This is a genomic window from Gilliamella sp. LMG 34359, assembly GCF_984569085.1.
Genome location: NZ_OZ474906.1, coordinates 1,780,387 through 1,804,952 on the forward strand (window position 1 = coordinate 1,780,387; position 24,566 = coordinate 1,804,952).

The window sequence follows — 24,566 nt, forward strand, 5'->3', positions numbered from 1 at the left end:
TATTATAGATTGTTTAAATTGAGCACATCACGCATATCATAAAGTCCAATTGGTTGTTTGGCAAGCCATAATGCAGCGCGAACAGCACCATTGGCAAAAGTCATTCGACTTGAGGCTTTATGGCTAATTTCGACTCTTTCACCAATGTCAGCAAAAATAGCAGTATGTTCACCAACGATATCACCGGCACGAATAGTTGCAAACCCAATAGCACCTTTAGGGCGTTCACCGGTATGTCCTTCACGACAATAAACAGCTCGATCGTTTAAATCACAACCCAACGCATCGGCAATCGCTTCGCCCATAGCAAGCGCAGTACCCGAAGGGGCATCAACTTTATGACGATGATGAGCCTCGATAATTTCGATATCGGTATAATCACCCATAATCTTGGTGGCTTTTTCAAGTAACTTAAGTACTAAATTCACGCCAACACTAAAATTAGCAGCAAACACGATAGCAATTTGTTTCGCGGCAGTTGTAATAGCTTGTTTACCGGCCTCATCAAATCCGGTGGTACCAATAATCATCATTTTTTTATTTTCAATGCAAAAAGCTAAATGGCAAAGTGTGCCTTCAGGACGGGTAAAATCGATTAAGACATCAAACTGATCTTTCGCCTGTTGTAAGTCAGCAGTAACTTTTATTCCACAGTGACCAATACCAGCAAGTTCACCAGCATCACTACCAATCAATGATGATCCCTCTCGTTCAAATGCAGCACCTAAGGTAACCCCTTCAATTTGCGAGACAGATTGAATCAGTTGTCGTCCCATTTTTCCACCTGCGCCAGCAATAGCGATACGAATCATATTTGTAGACATATAACTTTCCTTAACTTTCCATTGAATGTTTATTAATAATTATTATAGCGGAAAACTTTTAAGTTATATACCTAAACAAGATGATATACTTTTAAGTTGTTAATATTAAGACTAATAGGAAATTGAAGTGCATAGTCGATGGTATTTTGGCTGGAATATTGTGATAGCAGCCGCATTTTTAACCTTACTTTCTAGTGGATTACGCATGAGTATGGGGGTCTTTTTTCTGCCTATAGCTAACGATCTCCATTTCAGCCGAAGTGCTTTGTCGAGTATTATTGCTATAGGGATGCTATTTTCCGGTATCGCCATGCCGATAGCTGGGTACTTAGTCAACAAATATAGCACCCGATTTGTATTACTATTAGGTTCAATTATCATTATTATTTCAACTGTTTGGGCAGCTAATGTAAACGGCTATTGGAACTTTTTCTTATCTTTTGGGGTAGCTTTATCCTTTGGTACCTCATTTGTCGGCTCTGTCAGTTTTACCCCTATTGTGGTTCGTTGGTTTAGCAAACATAGAGGCTTGGCACTATTTATTCTGTCGAGTGGCAGTATGGCGGGGATTGCAGTTATGCTACCGGTATTTGCTTATTTTATTCCGCTGTATGGATGGCAAACCACGTTAGTCGGATTTTCTCTGTTTTTTATGCTACTAGCTCTGCCTATCGCTATTTTTATTATGAAGGATAATCATATTGAGACAGCGACAACAGAAGTTCAGGAAAATCTAAAAAATGTTATAACTTTAAAACAGGTGTTAAAAACACGGCCTTTCTGGTTGCTTAGTTTTGGCTTATTTACTTGTGGGTTTAGCATGAATTTACTTGGTACACATGGTGTTCCTATGTTAATCGATCACGGTTTCGACGCAATTACTAGTTCTTCTGGAATAGGTTTAATCGGATTAGTGGCTATTTTTAGTACCTTGGTACTCGGTATTATCTCCGATATAGTGCAACGAAAATTAGTATTAGCAATGATCTTCTTAGTTCGAGGGCTTGGTTTTATCGCATTAGTCATTGCTTCAACTAAATGGCAACTCTATGGCATTGCATTAGTTGGGGGATTAGTTTGGGCAGGTGCTTTATCTTTATCTAGTGCTATTAGTGCTGATATTTATGGCGTGAATATTGTAGGCCTACTCTCAGGATTAACTTACCTTGGACATCAAATTGGCGCAATGGTTGGTTCATGGTTAGGAGGATGGGCATATGACAATTGGCATACTCACTATATTGCTTTTGGCGCTGCTAGTGTTTTACTCCTAATGGCTGCCTTTGGCTCATGTTTTTTACCGAAAATAATTAATGAGTAAATACCAAATAATGGACGCGAATGCGTCCATATATACTTAGAGGACTTTTAATAATTCGACATCGAAGATCAGTGCACTATAAGGTGGAATAGAAGCGCCGGCTCCTTGTGAACCATAAGCGAGTTCTTGAGGAATGTATAAACGCCATTTTGAACCTTCCGACATTAATTGTAATGCTTCAACCCAACCACGGATGACACCATTAACCGGGAATTCAGCTGGTTGCCCACGTTCAACTGAACTATCAAATACCGTACCATCGATTAATTGTCCGGTATAATGAACTCGAACACGATCGGTTGCTTTAGGAAATGCGCCATCACCTTGTTTAATGATTTCATATTGCAGACCAGATTCCGTCGATTTTATGCCCTCTTTTTTTAGATTTTCAGCTAAAAACTCTTGACCTGCTTGGGCAATTTTTTCAGCTTGTTTGGCTTTTTGTTTCGCTGCTTCTTCGTGAACATGACGAAGGGCATCGTGTAACTCTTGTAAAGGTAATGCGGGTTGATTACCGCTCAAAACATCTTCCATCGCTAATTTTAATGCATTAAGCTCTAAATTATTTAAGCCAGATTCTTTTAATTGTTGGCCAATTTGCAGCCCAATCGCATAACTTGCTTTTTGTTCAATCGTTTCTAATTTCATTTTTTACCTGTCATTGCTTGATAATAGTTTTTCATTATAGAGTATTAAGATTAGATTTAAGAAGTAATTTATTAAAATTTGCTGATAATTGTCAGTATAACAATGCTTTTTATAACACAATTCCTAAAGATTTTATTATTTTATCTAGCGCTTAGTGAAAATATCAGCGATAATATGCGCTATTATTATTTTAAATGGATAAATTTAGATGCAGTATCGTAAACTTATTCCGCTTATAATTGTGTCAGCTATGATGTTAACTGGTTGTTCATTTACAGACCGCCTAGTTTATAGGCCAGATATCAATCAAGGTAACTATATTACCCAAGAGGCAATTGAATTATTAAAAGTCGGTCAAACCAAAGAACAGGTGGCTTTCATCATGGGTTCACCAATGTTAACTTCCTCTTTTGGTGGTAACGTTTGGTATTATGTCTTTCGTCAACAACCACAACATGGCAAAGTAAGCCAAATTAATTATGCAATTTATTTTGATAACAGGGGCGTGGTGACTGATATCAAAACTTCAACTTTAGAGGGTTCTTTATCATTGGAAGAGATGAACCAACAACGTATCTCAGATCCAATTAATACGGATTCTGATGATGATCAAGATAATAACCCATAAACCCCTAAAGCAAAACAATCGAATATAATCTTTAAAAAAACCTCGAATGAAGTGACCCCCAATAGTTGGACAACCAATTACTGGGGTTTTTATATTTCTTATAGCGAATATTTAATTAAGCTCATTATTACTTTATATTGATTATCAACCTTTCAATCTTATTACTTCATCTACAAATTTTAGATGTTACTATCAAAATATTTGGAAAAATTTATTCAATAGGCAACTTATGGATTAGTATATTTAAATATTTTGCTACATAACTTTGCGTTTTTATAAATATCATATTTACCCTAAATGTTATAAGATAAATCATTATCAATGAGATATTTTAAAAATTTAGTAATAAGATACCCAACTGTAGTATAAATGATGCATAAAATTGATTGAATAGTGGATAGAATTATTTTAAATGACAATAATTAAACATTATTGTGATACTAAAAAGGTTTTGAGACAATGAAAATATTTTTAAAAAGAGTATTTCACCCAGTTGGCCAAGGCGCTTTTTATTCAGAGCAAATTTATTCAGGCAACAATGTTTTCGAAATGGTCTTTGACTGTGGTAATGAACGAGGACATAACAAAAAAAAACTTAAAGAATATAGCCCTAAATTATTTGATTATTTTGAACATCGAATAATCAACAATAAAGATAAAGTTTGGAAAATAGATTTGCTATTTATATCTCATTTCCATGCAGATCATATTAGTTTTTTGATAACCTATAAAGGGCAATATCAAGTTAAAAATTTGATTATTCCTGTGCTGAGCGAGGAACAAAAAAGTTTATTATTGATAGATGTATTACTAAAAAAAATTGATATCGATTTTCAGGCTTATTATCAACTCTTGACAGATACCCCAAAATTTTTTGGTGAGAATTGTCATATTATTAAAATAAATACCGATGAATCAAATACCGATGAAGATAAAAATAAAAACAAAGATTTAGTTATAGTTACAAATGAGGGTAAAGTTGAAAGTAGAGGAGAACTGTTAAAAACATTTAATCCCATTTTTAAATTACAATATTATGATAACAAATTGATTATTTATCATCCTGATCCTCAATCTCATTATTATTTTCCTATATGGTTATATCTACCTTATCACTTTATAAAATATTTTTGTTGTTCGGATTATAAGAGAAAAATTTCTACTTTCTTTATAAAAACGAAGTTAACGTCCGAGCTATTAATGGATGTTAAAGATATAACAGAAATACTTAAACATATAGAAAAAAAACTTAAAAATATAGAAAAAAAACTTAAAAATAAAAATAAAAATATTAATATCAAGCCATTAAATTATTTGAAAGCTCAATATATGAAAATTAATAGAGATTTAAATAAAATTTGTTTAGGTGTTTTTTCTGGTCCAGTTCCCTTTCATTTATATTCTTATTTGCGAAATTTAGACTTAAAAAAATATAATAAAATTTTTAAGAAACAGAGTTGCCTATATACAGGGGATATTCCTTTTAAAGCTACTAAAGAGATAAATTGCGTAGAAGAAGTTAGAAAACTTATTATCGAATCTTATGCATCATTGAGCAAACTTTATTCTGAATCTAAGGATTACGATTTTGAAAATAACTTTGATTGGCATATAGGAACCTTGCAGATACCTCATCATGGAAGTGGTGACAATTATTCTGACGATTTTTTTAAACTAAAATTTATTAATGCGGTTATCTGTTTTGGTTCAAACAATAAATATTCCCATCCTAATGGCGAATTATTGTTAAAACTCTTAGAAAAAAATAAAATTATCAGAGATGTTAGTAATAATTATACTAAAAAGTATGCGAGGAGATTTAAGATTTACTAATGAGTGGATAGCGTTATCTATCTATTGAGCGGCGATATTTTGACATAAAAAGCCCCCCAGTAATTGGTTGTCCAACTATTGGGGGCACTTCAATAACGAGTTTTTTTCTTTATGTCAATCTAAGTAAAATAGGCAGATAGCTAACGATGAACTGCACCAAAAATTATTACAGCTACAAATAAAATATAAAGCAGCAGAAATAGTATTAAAACTATGTAACTAATTAATGTAAACTTCCAATACCCATGTAAATTATCGATAGCTTTGATATAGTCCTCTTCTCTATTAAGCCCTGCGGCTAAACTAAATGCCCCTCCTGATTTAAAAAGCTTAACTCCAGCAATGATTAATGGAATACCTATAATTGCAGTAAAGATACCTAGGCAGAAAAATGAACCACCAATAATATTTAATACCCCAAAGATCTGTTGCATGATCGCGATAAATTTCATTTTATCTTTTAATAGTTCATTTGATTGTTCATTTGATTTAGTTGAAATAATAGTTGTTTGATTGTTAAACATCCTCATTCCTTATACTATAAGATAGTTGTACTATAAAAAAATCAAAGCTAGAATATCACTTTATCAAGGTATGTCGAGGTGAATTTGTATACAAAATCCACATTAAACCGCTTTTCTATTGCTCCCATGCTCGATTGGACTGACAGACATTGTCGTTATTTTCATCGTATATTGACCAAACAAACCTTACTCTATACCGAAATGGTCACTACCGGCGCAATTTTGTATGGTAAAGGCGATTATCTTGCTTTTAATAGTCAGGAACAGCCAGTGAGTTTACAATTAGGTGGCAGTGATCCCATCGCATTGGCTAAATGCGCAAATTTAGCTGAGCAGCGAGGATATGCTGAGATTAATCTTAATGTGGGGTGTCCATCGGATCGTGTTCAAAATGGTATGTTTGGCGCTTGTTTAATGGCTAAAGCTGATTTAGTGGCAAATTGTGTTGCAGCTATGCAACAAGAGGTCAATATACCTGTGACGGTAAAAACACGCATTGGTATTGATAACCTAGATAGTTATGCATTTTTATGTGAATTTATTGAAAAAGTCATGCCATATACCGCAACATTTATTGTGCATGCTCGCAAAGCATGGCTTTCAGGACTCAGCCCTAAAGAGAATCGAGAAGTGCCTCCTCTTGATTATGAACGAGTTTATCAACTAAAGCGTGATTATCCGCAGTTAACTATTGCCATAAATGGTGGCATTAAAACCATTGAAGAGATCAAACAGCATTTAAATTATGTTGATGGTGTGATGGTAGGGCGAGAAGCTTACCAAAATCCGATGCTTTTAACCCAGATTGATCAGCAAATCTTTGGCGATGATACGCCAATTATTGATCCGATTGCGGCAATACAAACACTTTATCCTTATATCGAAACGCAACTTAGTCAAGGCGGACAGCTTAATCATATTATGCGACATACCCTAGGTATCTTTAATGGTAGAAAAGGGGCAAAACAGTGGCGACGTTACCTTAGTGAAAATGCACATAAGTCAGGGGCAGGAATTGAAGTTGTTGAACAAGCGTTGACTTTCATTCAATAGAGTTCGAGTTTTTATTTTTATGCTCCTACCTCTGATTGAACATGATGGATAAATCAGTATATACTAGCGAACAATTTTACTTAGGGTTCATTTTCTGTGCGTTTAAATTCAAGCCAACAACAAGCAGTGGAGTATGTCTCGGGGCCTTGCCTGGTATTGGCTGGTGCGGGTTCGGGCAAAACTCGGGTAATCATTAATAAAATTGCTTACCTCATTCGAGTTAAGGAGTATTTGCCTCGTCATATTGTTGCCGTGACTTTTACTAATAAAGCCGCACGAGAAATGAAAGAACGTATTGCCCATTCGTTAAGTAAACAAGAGGCCAGAGGGCTGAAAATTTCCACTTTTCATACGTTAGGTTTAGATATTGTTCGCCGCGAATATAAACATCTGGGAATAAAATCTAATTTTTCACTATTTGATGATCATGATCAATTTGCTCTGCTTAAGGAGCTCACTCAACAATGGTTTGAAGGTGACAAAGACCTTATTAACCAATTACGCGCTACCATCTCAAATTGGAAGAATGATATTATCGATTCAACCATAGCGATGGCTCGAGCACAAACCAATAAAGAAAAATTATTTGCCCACTGCTATCAACTTTACGAAAAACAACTTAAAGCTTGTAGTATTTTAGATTTTGATGATCTGATTTTATTACCCACCTTATTACTGAAAACTAATGAAGAAGTTAGAGAAAAATGGCAAAACCGTATTCGCTATCTACTCGTGGATGAATATCAAGATACCAATACCAGTCAGTATGAATTTATTAAATTATTGGTAGGAAGCCGAGCTAAATTTACGGTGGTTGGTGATGATGATCAGTCAATTTACTCCTGGCGGGGTGCCCGTCCCAAAAATTTAATCTTACTAAAAGAAGACTTTCCGAAGCTAGAAGTGATTAAGTTAGAACAAAATTATCGTTCATCAGGAAGAATACTAAAAGTTGCCAATATTTTAATTGAAAACAACCCGCATATCTTTGAAAAAAAATTGTTTTCAGAGTTGGGTTATGGTGAACATTTAAAAGTGATCTCTGCCGATAACGAAGAGCACGAAGCTGAAAAGGTGGTTAACGATCTGATCGGTCATCGCTTTGCCAATAATAGCCAATATGGTCAATATGCTATTTTATATCGAGGAAATCACCAATCTCGCTTAATTGAAAAAATGCTTATGCAATATCGAATTCCTTATCGAATTTCTGGAGGAACATCCTTCTTTGCCCGCATTGAAATTAAAGATCTAATGGCTTATCTCCGTTTATTAACCAATCCAGATGATGATAACGCGTTCATCCGCATTATCAATACGCCAAAACGCGAAATAGGGCCGGCAACTATCCAAAAATTAGGGGAATGGGCAAATCAGCGTGGAGTGAGCCTATATCATGCAAGCCATGATATGGGATTAACGGAATTACTCTCCGGTAAACGTTTAGAAACATTGCATACTTTTATTCACTGGTTCGATTCTCTTATTGAAAAATCACACACTGAGCCAATGGAAACTATACATGAGCTACTACATGGCATGCACTATGAAAGTTGGATCTATGAAACGTCAACATCACCCACCGCGGGACAGATGCGAATGCGAAACGTTGAACAATTAGTGACCTGGTTACAAGAAATGTTACAGGGTGACGAAATCGATGAAGCATTGACGCTAGAGCAGGCTGTAGCCAGATTTACTTTACGCGATATGTTAGAACGTAATAAAACAGAAGAGGAGCTCGATCAGGTGCAATTAATGACCTTGCATGCCTCAAAAGGCCTTGAATTTCCGTATGTTTATCTGGTTGGCATGTCGGAGGGGTTATTGCCGCATCAAACAAGTATCGATGAAGATAACATTGAAGAGGAGCGACGACTTGCTTATGTCGGTATCACTCGGGCTCAACAAGAGTTAACCTTTTCATTTAGCCGCCAAAGAAAACAATTTGGTGAAACCGTTTATGTTGAACCAAGCCGCTTTTTACTCGAACTGCCACAAGATGATTTAGCTTGGCAAGATCAACGTAATGAATTATCACCCGAGAAAAAAATGCAACAAGGCCAAAGCCGCTTAGCTATGCTAAAAGCGCAAATCGCTAACGCCAAATAACTTATCGACATATTAAATATTATCAAGCGGGGATTCACTTACCCGACTAGGCCATAATTCAAAACAATCGAGGACCGAGGTTGTTGCGATGAGGAACGCGGTTTTTGATATTATAAAAAATACTAAATTTATCTTAAAAAAACTATGAAAAGTGATAAATCGAATTCATTCTAATTTGTCTTACTCCATCTAAATCCAATTAAATTTAGATAAATAGAAAAAATTGACGAATGAGGGGTTTGCGGTTATGAAAAGCAGCAAATTTATTCTAAAAAAGATTATAAAAGTAATAAATCGTAAAATCGGATTTATCTCAATTTGTCTTATTGCTACTAAAAGTTATTTAATCCAAATTGCAAAAAAGTGGAGCAATAGGGGGGGATGAGGTAAAAATAAATAATTTCCCATTATTAATTAGTATGGCATTTATGGTTATGAACTTTAATCTCAACTTGATTATCTCGTTAAATTGACGATATTTTGTCTATATAGATGAATAAACCATTAAAAAGCATTGACGGATCAAAATAGCTTTATATAATACTCAACGATTATTTAATAAATCCAATCTTTGTCTCCTTAGCTCAGCTGGATAGAGCAACGGCCTTCTAAGCCGTAGGTCACAGGTTCGAATCCTGTAGGGGACGCCATTAACAAGCTCAAGAAAATTCAAAAACGTTCAAAAAACTTAGTGAATACCAGCCTAATCCTTAATTTACAGTTAATCTAAATTCAATAAGATTTAGCTAAATTCAAACTTTACCAATATCAAATCCAACAAAAAAAGCAACCAACAAGATAGATCCTGCCGTTGCTTTCCTTATGTCATTCGATACCTACTTACTAGAATATGGCGAGATAGATATCAATCTATCAGATAAACAAAAATAAGAATTAGACGAGTTTAAAGGGATTGACTTATAAATTCTAATAGATAAAAACTATTCAATTTTGCTTATTCGTTGCCATTCTATTGCGACTAACTCTTTCGTTGTTGTATGCACTTTGTATATTTTATCTTCTAAAGACTCTCTTAATTGTTCTAATTTGTTATTTTCAATTTGATTAAATAAGTCTTTTTCATAACCAAGAATTAAATCTTTTAATGTGCTAGTTCTTATTTCTATAAATAATGAATCTAAATCATTCATCAATTTATTCGATTTTTCTCTTAAATCAGTATCAACATTATTTGTATCACTCTGTTCTTCAGTTATTTTTGGGCTTAATAAAAGTTCTAAAAAAACTAAATTAGACATTATATTATTATAAATTAGCAGTAATTCTTCATTACGGTTATATTCTTTATTTATTAATGTCATTTCAATAAATAAATCTATAAGAAAAAAACAATTTGATTCTAAATCTGAAGTCTTAACTCTTAAAATATTAACCCATTCTTGCCTATTTTTAGATAAAACTTCAACACCTACTTTAGTTTTTAATTCTTTTTTAAGATCCTCAGAAGTCTTGCTAGCTTTATACAAAGTAAGGATAATATTAACTATTGATGTTAATGCCACTACAGCAATCCCACCCCAGAATTGAGCTATACCTACATCCATAATAATCTCCAAAATAGTAATTGTTTTATATATTATACAAACATATTATTAACAACATACAACACTATAACGACACTAGATTTATTAATAATCAATTTTATTAATGTTGTTAGTGTTATAAAATCACAAAACAGAAGTTTTCTTTGCTTTTTTAAAATACTGCTAATTTTTTTATTTCTTTTCATTATTATCGTAATTGGATTAATTGCTCTAAGTTACTCTCTTTTTATGTTACAACTACACAAAAGTAGTATCTAAAATCATTGCATTATGCTGGCCAATTTCAGTTTCGGCTTTCTTATTGTAAATAACCGATTGCTGTATTTCTACTGCTACAAGTTGATATTTAAATTGCTTTCTGTTAACTTTTTCTAGTCATTTCTTTTCGCTGAGTTTTGCGTAGATTATTATCTCAAGTCTTAGTTTGCTTGTGCATTGATTCAATGTGATTCAATGTTATCATTCTAAATAGGAGACCTTTATTTTAAATCGTCCAACCGCATAAACCAAAAATAGTTAAGGATAACTCATCGGCTTTTGGTTGGAGTTTTACATCTTGAGTTAAGCCATATTGATAATGAAAATTGCCACTTGCTGATCATTCTAACTGATATACTATTTAATCGAATTAATTGCCTGGCTAAGTTAATCATCTCTCGATAACTAATAATCAATTGAACGTTTGATTTACCTTCTTTAAATATATCACTACCAAAGGATAATAAACTTGTTTAGCGTTACATTGGATTCTAAATCTAATAGCAAGCATTGCACTATAGTAGCTAAAACCTCTGTATATTCGCTTTGCTAATGCTGATGTCAGATTAATTATCACTATGGAATTTTTGCCAAGCGCTCCGAACTTATGTGTATAGGGTACATTATGAGCGTTGATTGTTAATCTTGACTAAGTTAATTAGTTTCACTAATGTGATGATTTTCTATAAATTTGTTTTGTAATGCTAGGTGATTGACTACTTCAGTGTATTTTTCTTTGGCCATTTTAATTAATCTATTTATTGATCGACTAACTGAAAAGTCCTCTGGCAATTCATCGGCTTCTGATAATCAGCAAGCAACATCCAAACCGAAGATTTACATTGTTATTTTATTGGTATTAACAGGGTAATTTACTTACAGCTAGAGTCAGGACATACTTCTATACAACCTAGTTGTGATTTGCTGAGGTTTTTACCGTAGTGATAGTTTTTATGAGATATGATGTAATAAATGCCAGTGCTCATTTGTAATTAGTCTCGAATTGATACTTAGCCTGTGAATAGCAGATATCAACAATAAATTGGTTATAGATATCATTATCAATAGTTTTACTTTCTAGCTTGATTTTTAGTAGTTCAACAATTTGCCAATCATTGTCATTACCGAAATTTCTGATTAGCTCTTCTGCACGATCTTCAATCCAACTATCACGAGCATCTTGCATTTCAGCATCATTCATCATTTTGCAATATGCTCTTTGGTAATGATTTTCTACCGCTCTTTGTAACGACATAAATCACCTCGTTGCTATCGATAAAGTCATATAAAATAGGCCCAATATGACCCTCAATAAAATCATCGCGGTACAAAATAGGGCAAACTTAACTTCGCTATCAGTTAGTCGATAGTCATTGCGAAACCTATCTTTAGTTTTTACTTTGACAAAATCCTTATTAGTCATAATTACCTCGAATAAAGCCCGATTACTGCGACAAATGGATGTAGAAACTGTTGTCTAACCTGTTGTTATTAATCCACTCAACAAAAGCCCACTTTTATACTAGTTTTTGATTTGAATACTTATTAGCAATCTGTTTCCTAAACGATTTGTATTTAACAAGCTTCTCGAAAGGCCGAGAGTGATTACCTCGTACATCCGATTTGCTATCAAAACTGTAGTATATTCATATATTTCTACTACAAATCATATCACCTGACTGGTAACTTCTAGCCATGCCTGTTTTTGATGAGTTGATTTGTTTTGATGAAATAATTATACAGATGAAACTGTTTAAAGTAAACAGTTAAAACTGTATTTAAACTGTATTTTATTTGGTGAGGTGTTTTTTTTGATTAGATATTGGGTTTTTGGTATTTTGCAAAGATAAAAAAACTCTACAAAGAGCTATTTGAAAATTTTTTCATTTTCTATTTAATTTAATTCGGCACCCACTATTCTTTTTAATGCTTCTTGAACAGTATGAACAGAGGTAACGATAATTGAGTGTTTATCTCCTATCTCTTCAAGAGTTAAAAAAGCGTCTTTCATTCTTTTTATTTGCGGTTTACTGTATATGGGTTCATCATCACAAGGTCTGTAAACAATGAGTTCATGAGTTTGTCTTTGAAAGAAATCTTCATGATCTTTTACGGCAAATAGATCTAGTAATCTAGCTTTACTTTTATCTAAATCAGTAGAAATATTACTTGGTCGTAATCTTTCAGTGTTGATGGCTGAGCGGTCGCTCAAGAAAAAGATTTTTGCAGCTCTGGCTTCTTTTGTTACTTTAAATTGTTGATTAAAGTAATGAGAAAAATGTGCGTGTTTAACTAGAACTGCATCTTTTACCAATTTTGACCATGTGTTTTCTGACGAATATTGTTCGTTTTCTTCATCATTTGAGTAGAAGTCTAATGATGACATGCTAGCAGATAGCATTACAGCTTGTCTAAGAACTCCAGTTATATCTGTAGAGTAAGTTTGTTTTATTTTACCTAAAGTTACGCCTTGCATTGGAGGACACCAATTCTCTAAATTTTTAATTTTACTTAAATGTAGCGTAAGATTCGATATTATCAACTCAATCAATGAATTAAATTGTTCTGATTTATTGCCATACATTGCCTTTACAACATCTTGTCGTATTGATTGATTTATTTTAAATTCACCATTTTCGGCAATTGCAACTACAGCAACAGTCAGTCTTTCACCAGAACCCATAATAGGTTCAAAATAAATAGGAGCCCATGCAGCTTTATAGCTAGGTACTTTGGGTAATGTAGATAATAATTTTATACTATCAATCATTTACAAAATCCATCTGAGGTGGAGTGATTTTATTATTTATTATATTGGCAATAAATTTACTTCGTTTCTTGAGAAACGATAATAACTCACTTTTTGTTGATTCAGCAACAGGTATTTTATTCGCAACTTTATCTATAAGTGCATTATCTGTAATCTCTTTGCACCAATTGCTAAGTCTGTTACATAATTCATTTTTGTCTAATTGATGATTACAGTTTAGTTCAACAAAGTTACAAAGGAGATGTTTGAATAATATATTATTCCAATTACCCGAGAATTCTGGATTAAACCTATCTGATGGAATTGATAGACCGTGATCAATCATCATTATATTTTTACCATTAAATAATAAATTTCCAGAATGCCTATCACCATTTATGATAAATTCATCAAAAAATGCAGCGCTTTCAATATCATCCCAGTTTTTTATTACTGAATGAAATTCTAGATAATAGGGATCTTTGAAATTCAAAAAATGATAAAGATTAGGGTAACCGATATCAATGGAACCAAAGCAAAAAACATCGTTACTATCTAATAACAAGATTGGTTCAGGAATAGGAAGATTTAGTGATCTGCCTAAAATTGAACATATTAACTCTTTAATAATTTCAATAGGTTTTAAATATTTAGCAATTACAGGATATTCTTCATCATCACAGCAAGCAACACATCTAAAAGAACCGTTTATTCCTTCTCCGATTGGCTCTGAATCACTAATGATTCTTCCTATCTTAACCATGTTATCTGTCATTAAATATTATTCCTTATGCAGCTGAATTTGAATTGTTATTTTTTAATGGCCACCATAGCAGTTATTTATGCATAATTCACATCATAATCAAATTGTTTAACTTACAATTTAAACTTATTACCTTTTCCTTCTAAATATCCGATGCTCAACCATAGTACCAATTACTCTAATCTGTTGTTTTAACGAACTCATCGTTGTGTAGTCAGGATTAAGCGGAATAAGCTCGAATTGCATTCTTTCGTGTTCATCATGTCCTAATTCCCGATATTTTTTAAACGTAGCGTCCTCTTCACCATTTACCGCTACAACAAATTCACCTGGCATTGGTTTAATAGCAGGATCAATAATAACCACATCACCTTCTTTGAACTCAGGTTCCATTGAATCGCCTTTAATTTTTAATGCAAATGCTTCATCTGATAATTCTAATGATGTCATAATATACTCAAATCCAGTTGAATCTCTAAGTTCACATGACTCTGTCCATAATCCTGCCTGTACATAGCTTATTAATGGAACTTGATAAGTTTTAAAGTCTATAACTTCTACATTTTTTACATCTTTATCTTTACCGCTTAATAGCCACGCCATATCACATTGTAAAGCGACTGAAATTTCGTATAAATGGCGAGGTTTTTTAACACTACCACTTTCTATAGCTTGATAGGATTGTTGTTTAATTCCTACTTGTTGCGCAACTTGTTCTTGAGTTAATCCCAATTCTTCGCGTCTGGCTCTAATTCTTTGACCGAGATTGTTCATTTTAAAAATCCTCTTTGATGATTATTAAAATAATACAGATAAATCTGTAATTGACAAACAGAAAAAACTGTTATTTAATACAGTTATAACTGTAAAATATATTGAGGTCCAAATGACAATAGGGGAACGAGTTAAAAATAAACGCATCGAACTTAATATTAGCCAAGCGTCATTGGCTGAATTAGTCGGAATGAAACAACAGTCAATTAGTGATTTAGAAGCTGGACATATTGAAAAGCCAAGAAATATTGTAGAGATAGCTAAAGCGTTGAATTGCTCGGTTGAGTGGTTGTATTACGGAACTGCTGAGCATTAGGCAAGCAAAAATATGTTAAAAACCTAATAAACAAAATCAGTACAAACGGCTGTTAACTCATTTGCAGCGCAGAATTATTAATCCAATCAGGTATTGAATTTCTACATTTGCTGTGGATTTAGCGTTCGTTTTTACGACCTTAAAAAAACTGGATTTAACTTAATAGCCGTTTGATTGGCGAAAACGGTGTTCAATACGCTAAGTATTCGATGAGAGGTGTAAATTGAAAGCAACAGAGTATCTTCTAACCATGGGCAAACCCATTGCCTATTATCCCAAGTTAGCTAAACCTTTAGGCGGTGTTAGTTCTGCCATTCTATTCTCACAATTATTTTATTGGCAGGATAAAGCAACTTCTGAGTTAGGCGTATATAAAACGCGTGATGAATTAGAAGATGAAACCGGTCTAAGCCATAACGAACAGCGAACGGCAATAAAAAAACTGAGTGATAGAGGTGTGTTAATTGTCACTGAAAAGCGCTTGGTCCATAAAACTTATTACAAAATTGATAATGAAACAGTGAATAAAGTTTTAAGTAATTTCGCCAAATCTATGATTGAGTTGTCACGGGATATAAAAAGTATGCAACCCGAACTCAACATTGTAGATGCCGTGATGGCGACAAAATCAAGTTCGTTAGATCAAGAGATTACTACAGAAATTACTACAAATAATAACAGGTCATCTTGCGATGACAAGCGTAATCCTAAAAAAAACCATATTATTGATTTTGATCTAATTATTGATGCATATAACGACGCAGTGGAAGATAAATTACCTAAAGTCGTAAAAATGACCACAGCAAGAAAAAACGCCGTTAAAAAATTACTCAAAGAACTTGATGCTCCGACTTTTCAGAACTTAGCAAATTATTTTTATGACTTCGCTGAAAAAGCCAACCGTTTTTATTTTGGTGAAAATGATAGGGGATGGCGTGCTGATTTTGATTACATTGTAAAAACAACGACATATTTAAAATTTATCGAGGGCTCGTTATGAATATTACTCCTCACGATTTAGTCGCAGAGCAAGCAGTACTAGGTACGATGATGTTGGACTTCGATTCAGAACGCTGCCAAAAGGCGATCCGCCAGTTAAAAGTAGATTCATTCTATAGTAGGCATCATCAGATAATTTTTAATCAGATTATCGAACTAAGCAGAAAGAATCATCCTGTTGATCTAATTACCGTGTCAGACAGTATGGAGGCCAAAGGCACCTTGAAAGAATGTGGTGGTTTCGCTTATTTGGCAGAGCTAGCGAAAAACACCCCGTCAATGGTAAATGTTATCGCCTATGCTGGAATTGTTCGTGATAAAGCGGTCGAACGTTACACTTTAAAAAAATTAAATGATTGCAGCGCAATGATTTTTGAAAAATCCAATTTATCAACTAACGAGAAGTTATCAGCCATTCAAATGTTATTTACGCAAATTGACGACTATAACAAAACCGGTAAAACGCTAGGGCTTAAATCATTCACAAGTATTGGTGAAAAATGGAAAGCGACGCTGGAAAAACGATTGGTTAATTCGGATAACGCCAGAGGCTTGTCTACTGGGATTAAAGCATTAGACGAAAAACTTGCGCCAAAAGGATTATTAAGAGGTTCGCTATTGGTCGTTGGTGCTCGTCCTAAAATGGGTAAAACCACATTTGAAATCAATATGGCTCGTCATTGTGCGATGATAGAAAAATTACCGGTACTTATGTTCTCACTTGAAATGCAAGACGAACAAATGCTTGAAAACATTTTGGCACAGGAATCCGGTGTAAATAGCGATATTTTTTATGACGATGGTTTAGCTACTAATAAAGAGTTTGCACGAGTTATAGGTCATCTTAAAGCGTTAACTGATACGGATAATATTTATATTGATGATACACCGGCAATCACGCTATCACACATTCGATCTGAATCAAGAAGAATAGCAAAAGCTAAAGGACAGATTGGCATGATCATGGTGGATTACCTCACGCTGATGGATAAAGAGAAAGGTGATGAACAACGTAATGATTTAGCTTATGCCGCGATAACTAAAGGGCTTAAAGCGCTGGCTAAAGAATTAAATTGTGTAGTTGTTTTATTAACACAACTAAACCGTAATCTTGAATCGCGAGCCGATAAACGACCTGTACCAAGCGATAGCCGAGATACCGGACAAATTGAACAGGATTGTGATTATTGGCTCGGTATTTATCGTGATTCGGTTTACAACGATCTGGCAAATAAAAACGTAATGGAGATCATCGTGGCGTTGAATCGCCATGGTATCGGTAATTTTACTGTATATGCTGGAATTAAACATGCTCGAATTTATGAGATAAATCAAGCTGAAGCATACGCACAATCAAATCCTGAGCCAGTAAAAAAAGAGCGTAAATATGCCAGAGCTAGTTAATCACCGCTCAGGTCAGAATCGCCTGCTAAACAAAATAGCGTGATCTCTGCCAAGACATCCACTATGCGAGAAGCAAATGTAACCAGGGAGGATGATCGGAATTGATTTCCAGTTTTCCCAATATTTAAAAAAGTCACAGCGAGCAAATGGAATAACGATTTGAGTTTGTGAAATTAAAAATCATTTAAGCTGACAGGGAGGCATAATTTATTGATTTTATAATGATTAATAAAGGTGGGGTGATTGATTCGCAGCAGTAAAAGGACTTTGAACAGCTGACGTAAGAGTAACAATAGCAATCGTCGCTGATATTTAACCATTTACGTTCCTAGTAATTAAAAAGCGAACTAAATATCGAATTAAAAACAGAGTAGTGTCAGGAAATTGAAAAATTTTAAGGGTGAAAATAGTGACAGAGTATAAATATAAAGAAGATGAAAAACCAAAAACAGCGGTTAAGTCGATCGCAAAAGTTAGATTTAAAGCTGATTATGATATTACTGATGTATGTATGCGTTTTGGCAATTGGTCAAGAAAAAACCTTTATTTAAAACAAAATACACTATTATATTACCATTCACAGCCAAAAAAACTTAAAGAAGTCTGTTCTGATAATGATGCAATGCTAATTAACGATGCACTTTTGGCTATCTTATCTTTGAACATACCTCAATCCAAAGATATATATAATACCTTGATACTCTATTATTGGGGTGAAAAACAAGAGGTTACTGACTATATAGCTGTGGATGGCTGTGTTAAAGAGGAATGGAAAAGACAAGCGCAAGGTTTTCATGATTTGCCAAATTCTAAAAAAATTGCCCGAGGTATTAGAGAAGAGAAACTCTACATGGTTAAACCATTATCGATTGTTGATATTGCCAAAAGATTTAAAACCAATTGGAATGCAATTGATAAACTGAAAAAAAGTGGTGAGGATTTTTTAACAGGGTATTTTGCCGCAATAAAAAGCAGTTCCGGGATTGAATTAGAGATGTTAAAAAATAAATTTTTATAAAAAAATTGATTTCTTAAGAGTGGCGTGGTATAAAGTACACAGAATGGAATAGTTGTATATAAAGCTCTGAAAAAGGGCTTTTTTATTATCTAACTTGTTAGCTAATTAGAAAAATATGAGAACAAGAGCATATAGACGACATCAGATTAAACGATGTTTAGATAATAGAAAGAATGACTTTTATGGAGCTACTTCAAGAAAGGCTCTAAAAAGGCATGTAGTAACACCCGCAGCGTGTTCTTGTTGGATGTGTGGTAACCCAAGAAAACATCTAAATGAAATCACTCTACAAGAACAACGTTCAATATTGAATTACCAAGAAAGCCTCTTATGAGGCTTTTTTATTGTCTTTATAGAACTTAATAGCTTCTACTACTAGCTTTGCTTCCGACATATTTAAATCTATAGCAGTTTGTTTAATCATTGCTATATCGTTTATATTTAATTTAAAACCTTTTGTTTTAACTCCTCGCTTTTCGTCACTTTTTTGATTAATTTGAACTCTTGTTAGTGCCATGTTATTCACCTTGATTTTTTAAATCTACAATCATTTTTTTAAGGTTATTTTATAGGTTACCTAAAATTTAAACTACTATAGAATGCCGGCGAGCTTATCAATGTTTTGAAGATGAACAAACTGCAAAACAGAAAATGACTGAATTATCTCCACAGATGCAACAATTACAGCAAACTATCGAGAGAAATAATTAGATTATTGCCGCTACGAACAATCAAAACGTGAACTAGAAAATCAATCAATTTCACGTCAGAAGCAGATCCAAGAACAACTCAAAAATAATGACTGTGCTAGTCAGTTCGTGCCTATGTCTATCTCTGGTAGCCTGTACAACCGAGCGAAAAGTCTACGTGAATCAGCCAATTCCAGCAAATCTGCTCAGTAATTGCATTGCAAATTTACCGCCACAAAAAATGACGTTCGGCGATAGCATCAGATACAAGGAGCATTTACTCAATGTTATTGAAATGTGTAATCAAATTAAAAAGGCTATTAAGGAGATAATTAAATGAATTCATCGCAAGAGTATGATAAAAAATCAAATATTTTTTCAGTTAAAGAGTTCGGAGCCGTAGGGGATGGACTACAGGATGACACCTTAGCCATTACTAAAGCAATTGATGAAACGTATAAAAATGGTGGAATTTTATTATTCCCGAGCGGCACTTATATTATTTCGTCAGATATTGAATTAAAAAGAGAATTTATTTCTACAGGCGCTGTTTCTTTTAAGGCTCCTGACAATGGAGATCTTTCTCCTAGTGTGGTTTTTTATATTGGACGTAGAATGAATGTTTCAAATGTAACATTTAATAATCTGGTAGTGAAACTTGCGCCAAAAGATAATGAACAAATCTATACTCCGGTTGCGTTAAACGGTGTGAATTTTTTACATTCGAGCCTTCAAATTGGTCAATCGCGTACGATAACAAGTGGGTATTCTATTCGTTGTTGTAAATTTACTTCGATTAAGAGTCGAGCATTCAATGGATTAACTGTTCTAAATGCTAATCACGTATTAATCGACAATTGTGAATTTCAAGAGTTCCTAAATGGGATTTATATTGAACCAACAATGTCATTTGCTGCTACTGAAATTCGTATCCTCAATACCCGTATAGCAAATTGTGTCGCTTCTAGTATATCTTTAATTGGTACGAGTACCGCAAGATTATCTAAAATAATTTTAGATAATTTGGTTATTACAGGTTCATTGCGTGATAAGGAGATGTTAAAGCATGGCGGGATTAGAGCATACTTTTGTAATGGTCTTATGATTAATAATATTACAGCCAGTACCATAACAGATACAATAAAATTAGAGGCATGTACTGATGTAAAAGTTCACAATTCAAATCTAACTTCTAACGAAAAAGCTTGTAATATTAGGGCAACCGGATGTGTTAATGTTGATTTATTCAATTGTGTATTTGATCGAGCTGTTAAAACAGGTTATGCAATTATTATTGGTGATGCCAATTTAAATGCACAAACAAGAGGAAATACCTACCCAAGTAAATTCTGGCGAATACATGATTGTAGTTTTCATTGTTTATCATCAGGTATAAAAATTGAATACACTGATAGTATTTCTGTTTTTAATAATAAATTTTACACAGACGTTACACAAACAAATACAGGATTATTATGGTTTAGTAAAGAGGTAACAAATGGCCAATACTTTAACAATGAATTTTATGCCCCTGGAGAAATAAAAACCATTAGAAATGATTCTTCTGCTGATGTAACAAATACTTATAATGAACAGAAATTAAATATTATTAAGCCGTCAATCAATGATTATATTTCAGAGCCAATTATAAAAGAGCATGATTCAGATCTAAATGAGGCAACCTCATACCTTATTGAATTTCGAGTCAATGATTATCGAAAAATACAACAAGCAGCTAATACTAACGATTTTAAAACACTATCTGACTGGATGAAATCTATTGATAATGCAACCTTAGCATGGAATAGCAGTGCTTGGCATGTTCCAAGTAAAAAACTTGGTGATATCGTCGTCAATGGAACTGTATATGATACATATGGAACAGAAAACTTTTGGTGGGCACGCAGCATGCTTGTCATTGATAGATACAATAGCTTAACATGTCGCGATTTTTCAACACCTAGTTATAGTTCCAATAACCCTTTGATGATTGCCTCAGCTAGTATTGCTGAAAACGCATGGCAAACAGCAATATTTCGAGCCCCACTTGTTGTAGATGGTGAGGTATATGATCCAGTTCCAAATAAATTGTTAGATTATAATGGTTGGGTTGGATATTTATCCGCTAGAATGTGTTTAGGACAGAAAAAAGATGGAAGTTATATTTTGCTTGCTGTTGATGGTAAATCTGGATTTGCTGGTTGTACAATGGAGCAAGTAGCTAGAAAAATGAAAGATCTTGGTTGCATTCATGCATTTAATCTTGATGGCGGTGGTAGCGCATCATTGTGGTACAAAGGGAAAATTATAAATAATCCTAGTTTAGGTGAAGGAGAAAGAAAAATACCTGCAATCATGTATATTTAAGTTAATTAAAGGAAAGATTATGAAAAAGGGTGATAAGAAAAAAATAGGTCACCCAAGTCAACTATCTGAATGGTTAATAAAGGTTTAAACGGCGAGTTTAAGTCTATTATTGCAAAGCTAATGCTTTATAATCATGGCTATAGCGAAAAACAAGAAATCGATTATCAATTATCAATTATCAATTATCAAACGGCAGTATGTCTCCTAAACCAATTAGGGTGGAGTTAGTTTCATCAGACGAGTAAATTATGATAACAGCACAAATACAATTACAAAAAAACTTATATCTGTATTTGTTGCCGAGAACGTCAGATATTGTGGCGCTCATGCTGATCGAGGTAGCGCTAAAACTCGTTCATTCGCATTGATGACAGCAGTAAAAGATTGCCAGTTTGCTGAAGCAAGAATAGGCGTAGCTATTTAAAATCAAAACACTTTCAAAAAAATAATACAATATGAATATGAAAGGAGATAAATAGTGTCAGTCACTAAGCAACTAACCAAATTTGAATATATAGCCGATGGTAGTACTGCTGTTTTTCCATTTTTCTGCCAAATAGTCAATGCATCAAATCTTATTGTAAAGATTAAAGGTATTCAGGTTAACAATTATCACATTGAGGGTTTAAATAACCCATTAGGCGTTAAAATAGTATTTAATAACGCTCCAATTAAAGGTAGTCAGGTAATATTAGAGCACGTCACTCAATCAAATTTAAGTAATATTAGTAATGATGTAATAGATGATACCAACATTATGGTAAAACATTCATTTCCTGACGCAATTGTTAGAACACTACATGATAAAAACGCTGATAATATTTCTGTTAAAGATTTTGGCGCTATTGGTGATGGTTTAACAAATGAAGATAAAGTATTCCGTAAGATTGAAGAAACTTTAAAAGATAAACTTATTGATTTATGCGGTTTGACATATTTTGTCACTAAGGTTTATACGGGTAATAAATATTGTAATGGCTTCTTTCGTAGAAAAGATGGTACTTTAATCCCTGCGTTGTATCATTCGATGTCTATTCGGTCGGGAAGATATATACAAGCTATTGGTCAGGATGCGTTGAGTAAAATAGAAGAAACACCAAATGGCGCAATAGGTACAAATCTAATAGCAATTGGGCCGAGAGCTATGTTTAATGCTGTTAATGTTAAAAATAACTACGCAATCGGATATCAAGCACTCTATTCAATGGAGAACGGTGTTTATAATACCGCTTTTGGTTTTGAAAGTTTATTTAGTAATAACGGCACTGGAGATAATGTAACTGGTAGTCGCAATGCAGCTTTTGGTGATAATACTATGCGTTATAATACAACAGGGTATAACAATATTGCCATAGGTAGAAATGCAGGGCAAACTAATGTAACTGGAAATAGTAATATTCATATTGGTGTAGCATCAGGGGCTGGTGATTGCCCTGTCAATTTTGATAAAAAAATAATTAATACTTTCCCAACGGATAAAAATAACTGTGTAGCAGTGGGTGCATCAACACTATTTTATACACATTCAGATGGGCATACTGCATTAGGTGATAAATCTTTACAATACCTCAAAAGAGGATTGAATAATACAGCTGTAGGTTTTTGTGCTGGTAGATTATTAGAGTCCAATGTCAGTCCGACAGGGAAAGAGTTAACAAGTGAAAAAGCAAATGGTGAATATACTGTTGCAAATGGCATAATTTCTATTACACAACCAAATCATGGTTATACTTCTGGTTTTACAGTTAAAATTTTATTTAAAACGGGAATATTAAATTCTATAACTGCAGATTATCTCTGGTTAGTTATAAACGTTATCGATGAAAATACATATACTTGTACTGCTCCCGAAAATATTGTTGGTGAAGGAACAACGTTAGTCGTTAATTATTTTTCAGAAATCGATTCAACTACTAATTGCAATTACAATACAATTGTTGGATATAACGCTTTAGCATCTGGTACGACAGCAAAAAATAGCACAGTTGTTGGAGCAGGAGCATTAACTAGTGGTGGTAAATCTGATAATACAGCTATAGGTTTTCGTGCTCTAAACTATCTGGGTGAAAATGGCAATCAAATAAGAAATACAGCAATTGGCTCTAGAGCAATGGAGTTTATGATAGATGGTTCAGAATGTACTAATGTTTATAATTCAACAGCAATAGGATATAAATCATCAGTAAAAGGCAGTAATGAAATTCAACTAGGTAATTCATTCACAACACCTTATGCCTATCAATCATTACAATTACGTTCTGACATTAGGGATAAAACTGATATTAGAGATTGTGATTTAGGTCTAGATTTTATTTTAGGTTTACGCCCCGTTCGTGGAAAATGGAATATAAGAGATGATTATTTTGATGATCATAAAATTCAAGTTGGCTTAGATGAAAATAAACAACCAATCTATAAAACAAAACTAGAGTTTAATGAGGCTGATTATTTAGCAAAAACTAAAAAACGCACTCGTGAACACGAATGGTTTATAGCTCAAGAAGTAGAAGCTCTTTGTAAACAAATGGGAGTTGATTTTTCAGGATTACACCATGCCTCAGTTAAAGGAGGAAGTGATGTTTATTCATTGAGCTACGATTCATTTATTCCTCCTATTGTAAAAGCGATACAGGAATTATCAAAAGAAATTGAAACATTAAAAAAAACTAACAAACAATAAACAACCGCCGCCTAGAGCGGTTTTTTTGTGCCTAAAATTCA

General features: G+C 33.6%; 22 protein-coding genes, 1 tRNA gene and 1 pseudogene. 15 read left to right on the forward strand and 9 right to left on the reverse strand.

The features are described from left to right. Positions 1-2: 2 nt before the first annotated feature. Positions 3-824 carry a 4-hydroxy-tetrahydrodipicolinate reductase gene (dapB, locus tag AC5LXV_RS08270; RefSeq protein ID WP_493451601.1) on the reverse strand — a complete coding sequence of 274 codons (822 nt, stop codon included), beginning with the start codon at positions 822-824 and terminating at the stop codon, positions 3-5. A gap of 127 nt (positions 825-951) precedes the next feature. Here dapB and AC5LXV_RS08275 point away from each other — a divergent pair, with 127 nt between their 5' ends. Further along, on the forward strand, positions 952-2,145 hold the full coding sequence (locus AC5LXV_RS08275; protein WP_493467945.1) for an MFS transporter: 1,194 nt from the start codon (positions 952-954) through the stop codon (positions 2,143-2,145). Positions 2,146-2,181: 36 nt separating this feature from the next. Here the strand turns inward: AC5LXV_RS08275 and bamJ are convergent, their stop codons facing one another. Then, positions 2,182-2,793, reverse strand: a complete 612-nt coding sequence (bamJ, locus tag AC5LXV_RS08280) for a BamJ family beta-barrel-assembly machinery protein (RefSeq protein ID WP_110433906.1) — start codon at positions 2,791-2,793, stop codon at positions 2,182-2,184. A gap of 208 nt (positions 2,794-3,001) precedes the next feature. On the opposite strand from bamJ, the gene bamE reads away from it, so the two are divergent. Further along, on the forward strand, positions 3,002-3,421 hold the full coding sequence (gene bamE, locus AC5LXV_RS08285; protein ID WP_493451598.1) for an outer membrane protein assembly factor BamE: 420 nt from the start codon (positions 3,002-3,004) through the stop codon (positions 3,419-3,421). Between the two features lie 459 nt (positions 3,422-3,880). Further along, positions 3,881-5,254 carry a ComEC/Rec2 family competence protein gene (locus AC5LXV_RS08290; protein WP_493467946.1) on the forward strand — a complete coding sequence of 458 codons (1,374 nt, stop codon included), beginning with the start codon at positions 3,881-3,883 and terminating at the stop codon, positions 5,252-5,254. A 140-nt stretch (positions 5,255-5,394) separates the two neighbouring features. Here AC5LXV_RS08290 and AC5LXV_RS08295 read toward each other — a convergent pair whose 3' ends face one another. Beyond that, positions 5,395-5,778, reverse strand: coding sequence for a DUF5362 family protein (locus tag AC5LXV_RS08295; protein WP_493467947.1), 384 nt, complete (start codon positions 5,776-5,778; stop codon positions 5,395-5,397). Between the two features lie 126 nt (positions 5,779-5,904). Between AC5LXV_RS08295 and dusA the strand changes: the two genes are divergently transcribed. The 3 genes from dusA (at position 5,905) to AC5LXV_RS08310 (ending at position 9,593) form a co-directional block, all read left to right on the forward strand. Continuing rightward, the gene (dusA, locus tag AC5LXV_RS08300; RefSeq protein ID WP_493467977.1) at positions 5,905-6,831 is read left to right on the forward strand and encodes a tRNA dihydrouridine(20/20a) synthase DusA; all 927 of its coding nucleotides are present in this window, start codon (positions 5,905-5,907) and stop codon (positions 6,829-6,831) included. A gap of 96 nt (positions 6,832-6,927) precedes the next feature. Continuing rightward, on the forward strand, positions 6,928-8,943 hold the full coding sequence (gene rep, locus AC5LXV_RS08305; protein WP_493467948.1) for a DNA helicase Rep: 2,016 nt from the start codon (positions 6,928-6,930) through the stop codon (positions 8,941-8,943). Between the two features lie 573 nt (positions 8,944-9,516). After that, a tRNA-Arg gene (locus tag AC5LXV_RS08310) sits at positions 9,517-9,593 on the forward strand. A gap of 291 nt (positions 9,594-9,884) precedes the next feature. Here AC5LXV_RS08310 and AC5LXV_RS08315 read toward each other — a convergent pair. The 5 genes from AC5LXV_RS08315 to AC5LXV_RS08335 form a co-directional block, all read right to left on the reverse strand. Next, complete coding sequence (locus tag AC5LXV_RS08315; protein ID WP_493467949.1) at positions 9,885-10,508, reverse strand: hypothetical protein; 624 nt, start codon at positions 10,506-10,508, stop codon at positions 9,885-9,887. Positions 10,509-11,748: 1,240 nt separating this feature from the next. Further along, positions 11,749-12,021, reverse strand: coding sequence for a hypothetical protein (locus AC5LXV_RS08320; protein ID WP_110433901.1), 273 nt, complete (start codon positions 12,019-12,021; stop codon positions 11,749-11,751). A 639-nt stretch (positions 12,022-12,660) separates the two neighbouring features. After that, entirely contained in the window at positions 12,661-13,536 is an 876-nt protein-coding gene (locus AC5LXV_RS08325; protein ID WP_493467950.1) for a hypothetical protein, read from the reverse strand. Beyond that, a complete protein-coding gene (locus tag AC5LXV_RS08330; protein ID WP_493467951.1) occupies positions 13,529-14,290 on the reverse strand; it encodes a HipA family kinase in 762 nt (253 codons plus the stop codon). The genes AC5LXV_RS08325 and AC5LXV_RS08330 overlap by 8 nt, the downstream gene beginning before the upstream one ends. Positions 14,291-14,407: 117 nt before the next feature. Next, entirely contained in the window at positions 14,408-15,052 is a 645-nt protein-coding gene (locus AC5LXV_RS08335; protein WP_110433898.1) for a LexA family protein, read from the reverse strand. 112 nt (positions 15,053-15,164) lie between these two features. On the opposite strand from AC5LXV_RS08335, the gene AC5LXV_RS08340 reads away from it, so the two are divergent. The 5 genes from AC5LXV_RS08340 to AC5LXV_RS08360 all read left to right on the forward strand — a co-directional run bounded on the left by AC5LXV_RS08340 (position 15,165) and on the right by AC5LXV_RS08360 (position 19,123). Further along, on the forward strand, positions 15,165-15,368 hold the full coding sequence (locus tag AC5LXV_RS08340) for a helix-turn-helix domain-containing protein (protein ID WP_110433897.1): 204 nt from the start codon (positions 15,165-15,167) through the stop codon (positions 15,366-15,368). Positions 15,369-15,591: 223 nt separating this feature from the next. Continuing rightward, complete coding sequence (locus AC5LXV_RS08345) at positions 15,592-16,368, forward strand: DNA replication protein (protein WP_493467952.1); 777 nt, start codon at positions 15,592-15,594, stop codon at positions 16,366-16,368. Beyond that, a complete protein-coding gene (locus AC5LXV_RS08350; RefSeq protein ID WP_493467953.1) occupies positions 16,365-17,771 on the forward strand; it encodes a replicative DNA helicase in 1,407 nt (468 codons plus the stop codon). The genes AC5LXV_RS08345 and AC5LXV_RS08350 overlap by 4 nt, the downstream gene beginning before the upstream one ends. Before the next feature lie 409 nt (positions 17,772-18,180). Continuing rightward, positions 18,181-18,789: a hypothetical protein gene (locus AC5LXV_RS08355; protein ID WP_493467954.1), complete on the forward strand. Its 609-nt coding sequence runs from the start codon at positions 18,181-18,183 to the stop codon at positions 18,787-18,789. Between the two features lie 115 nt (positions 18,790-18,904). Next, positions 18,905-19,123 (forward strand): hypothetical protein, encoded by a 219-nt coding sequence (locus tag AC5LXV_RS08360; protein ID WP_110433887.1) that lies wholly within the window; start codon positions 18,905-18,907, stop codon positions 19,121-19,123. On the opposite strand, the gene AC5LXV_RS08365 is transcribed toward AC5LXV_RS08360, so the two are convergent. Next, positions 19,118-19,306 carry a ribbon-helix-helix protein, CopG family gene (locus AC5LXV_RS08365; protein ID WP_110433892.1) on the reverse strand — a complete coding sequence of 63 codons (189 nt, stop codon included), beginning with the start codon at positions 19,304-19,306 and terminating at the stop codon, positions 19,118-19,120. The two genes, AC5LXV_RS08360 and AC5LXV_RS08365, sit on opposite strands and share 6 nt — an antisense overlap. Positions 19,307-19,587: 281 nt before the next feature. Here AC5LXV_RS08365 and lysC point away from each other — a divergent pair, with 281 nt between their 5' ends. The 4 genes and pseudogenes from lysC (at position 19,588) to AC5LXV_RS08385 (ending at position 24,525) form a co-directional block, all read left to right on the forward strand. Continuing rightward, on the forward strand, positions 19,588-19,818 hold the full coding sequence (gene lysC, locus AC5LXV_RS08370) for an Rz1-like lysis system protein LysC (protein ID WP_493451587.1): 231 nt from the start codon (positions 19,588-19,590) through the stop codon (positions 19,816-19,818). Further along, positions 19,815-21,845 (forward strand): phosphodiester glycosidase family protein, encoded by a 2,031-nt coding sequence (locus tag AC5LXV_RS08375; protein WP_493466123.1) that lies wholly within the window; start codon positions 19,815-19,817, stop codon positions 21,843-21,845. The genes lysC and AC5LXV_RS08375 overlap by 4 nt, the downstream gene beginning before the upstream one ends. Positions 21,846-22,113: 268 nt before the next feature. Next, a pseudogene (locus AC5LXV_RS08380) lies at positions 22,114-22,266 on the forward strand (PBSX family phage terminase large subunit); the annotation flags it as partial. A gap of 57 nt (positions 22,267-22,323) precedes the next feature. Then, positions 22,324-24,525 carry a tail fiber domain-containing protein gene (locus AC5LXV_RS08385; RefSeq protein ID WP_493466124.1) on the forward strand — a complete coding sequence of 734 codons (2,202 nt, stop codon included), beginning with the start codon at positions 22,324-22,326 and terminating at the stop codon, positions 24,523-24,525. Positions 24,526-24,566: the final 41 nt, after the last annotated feature.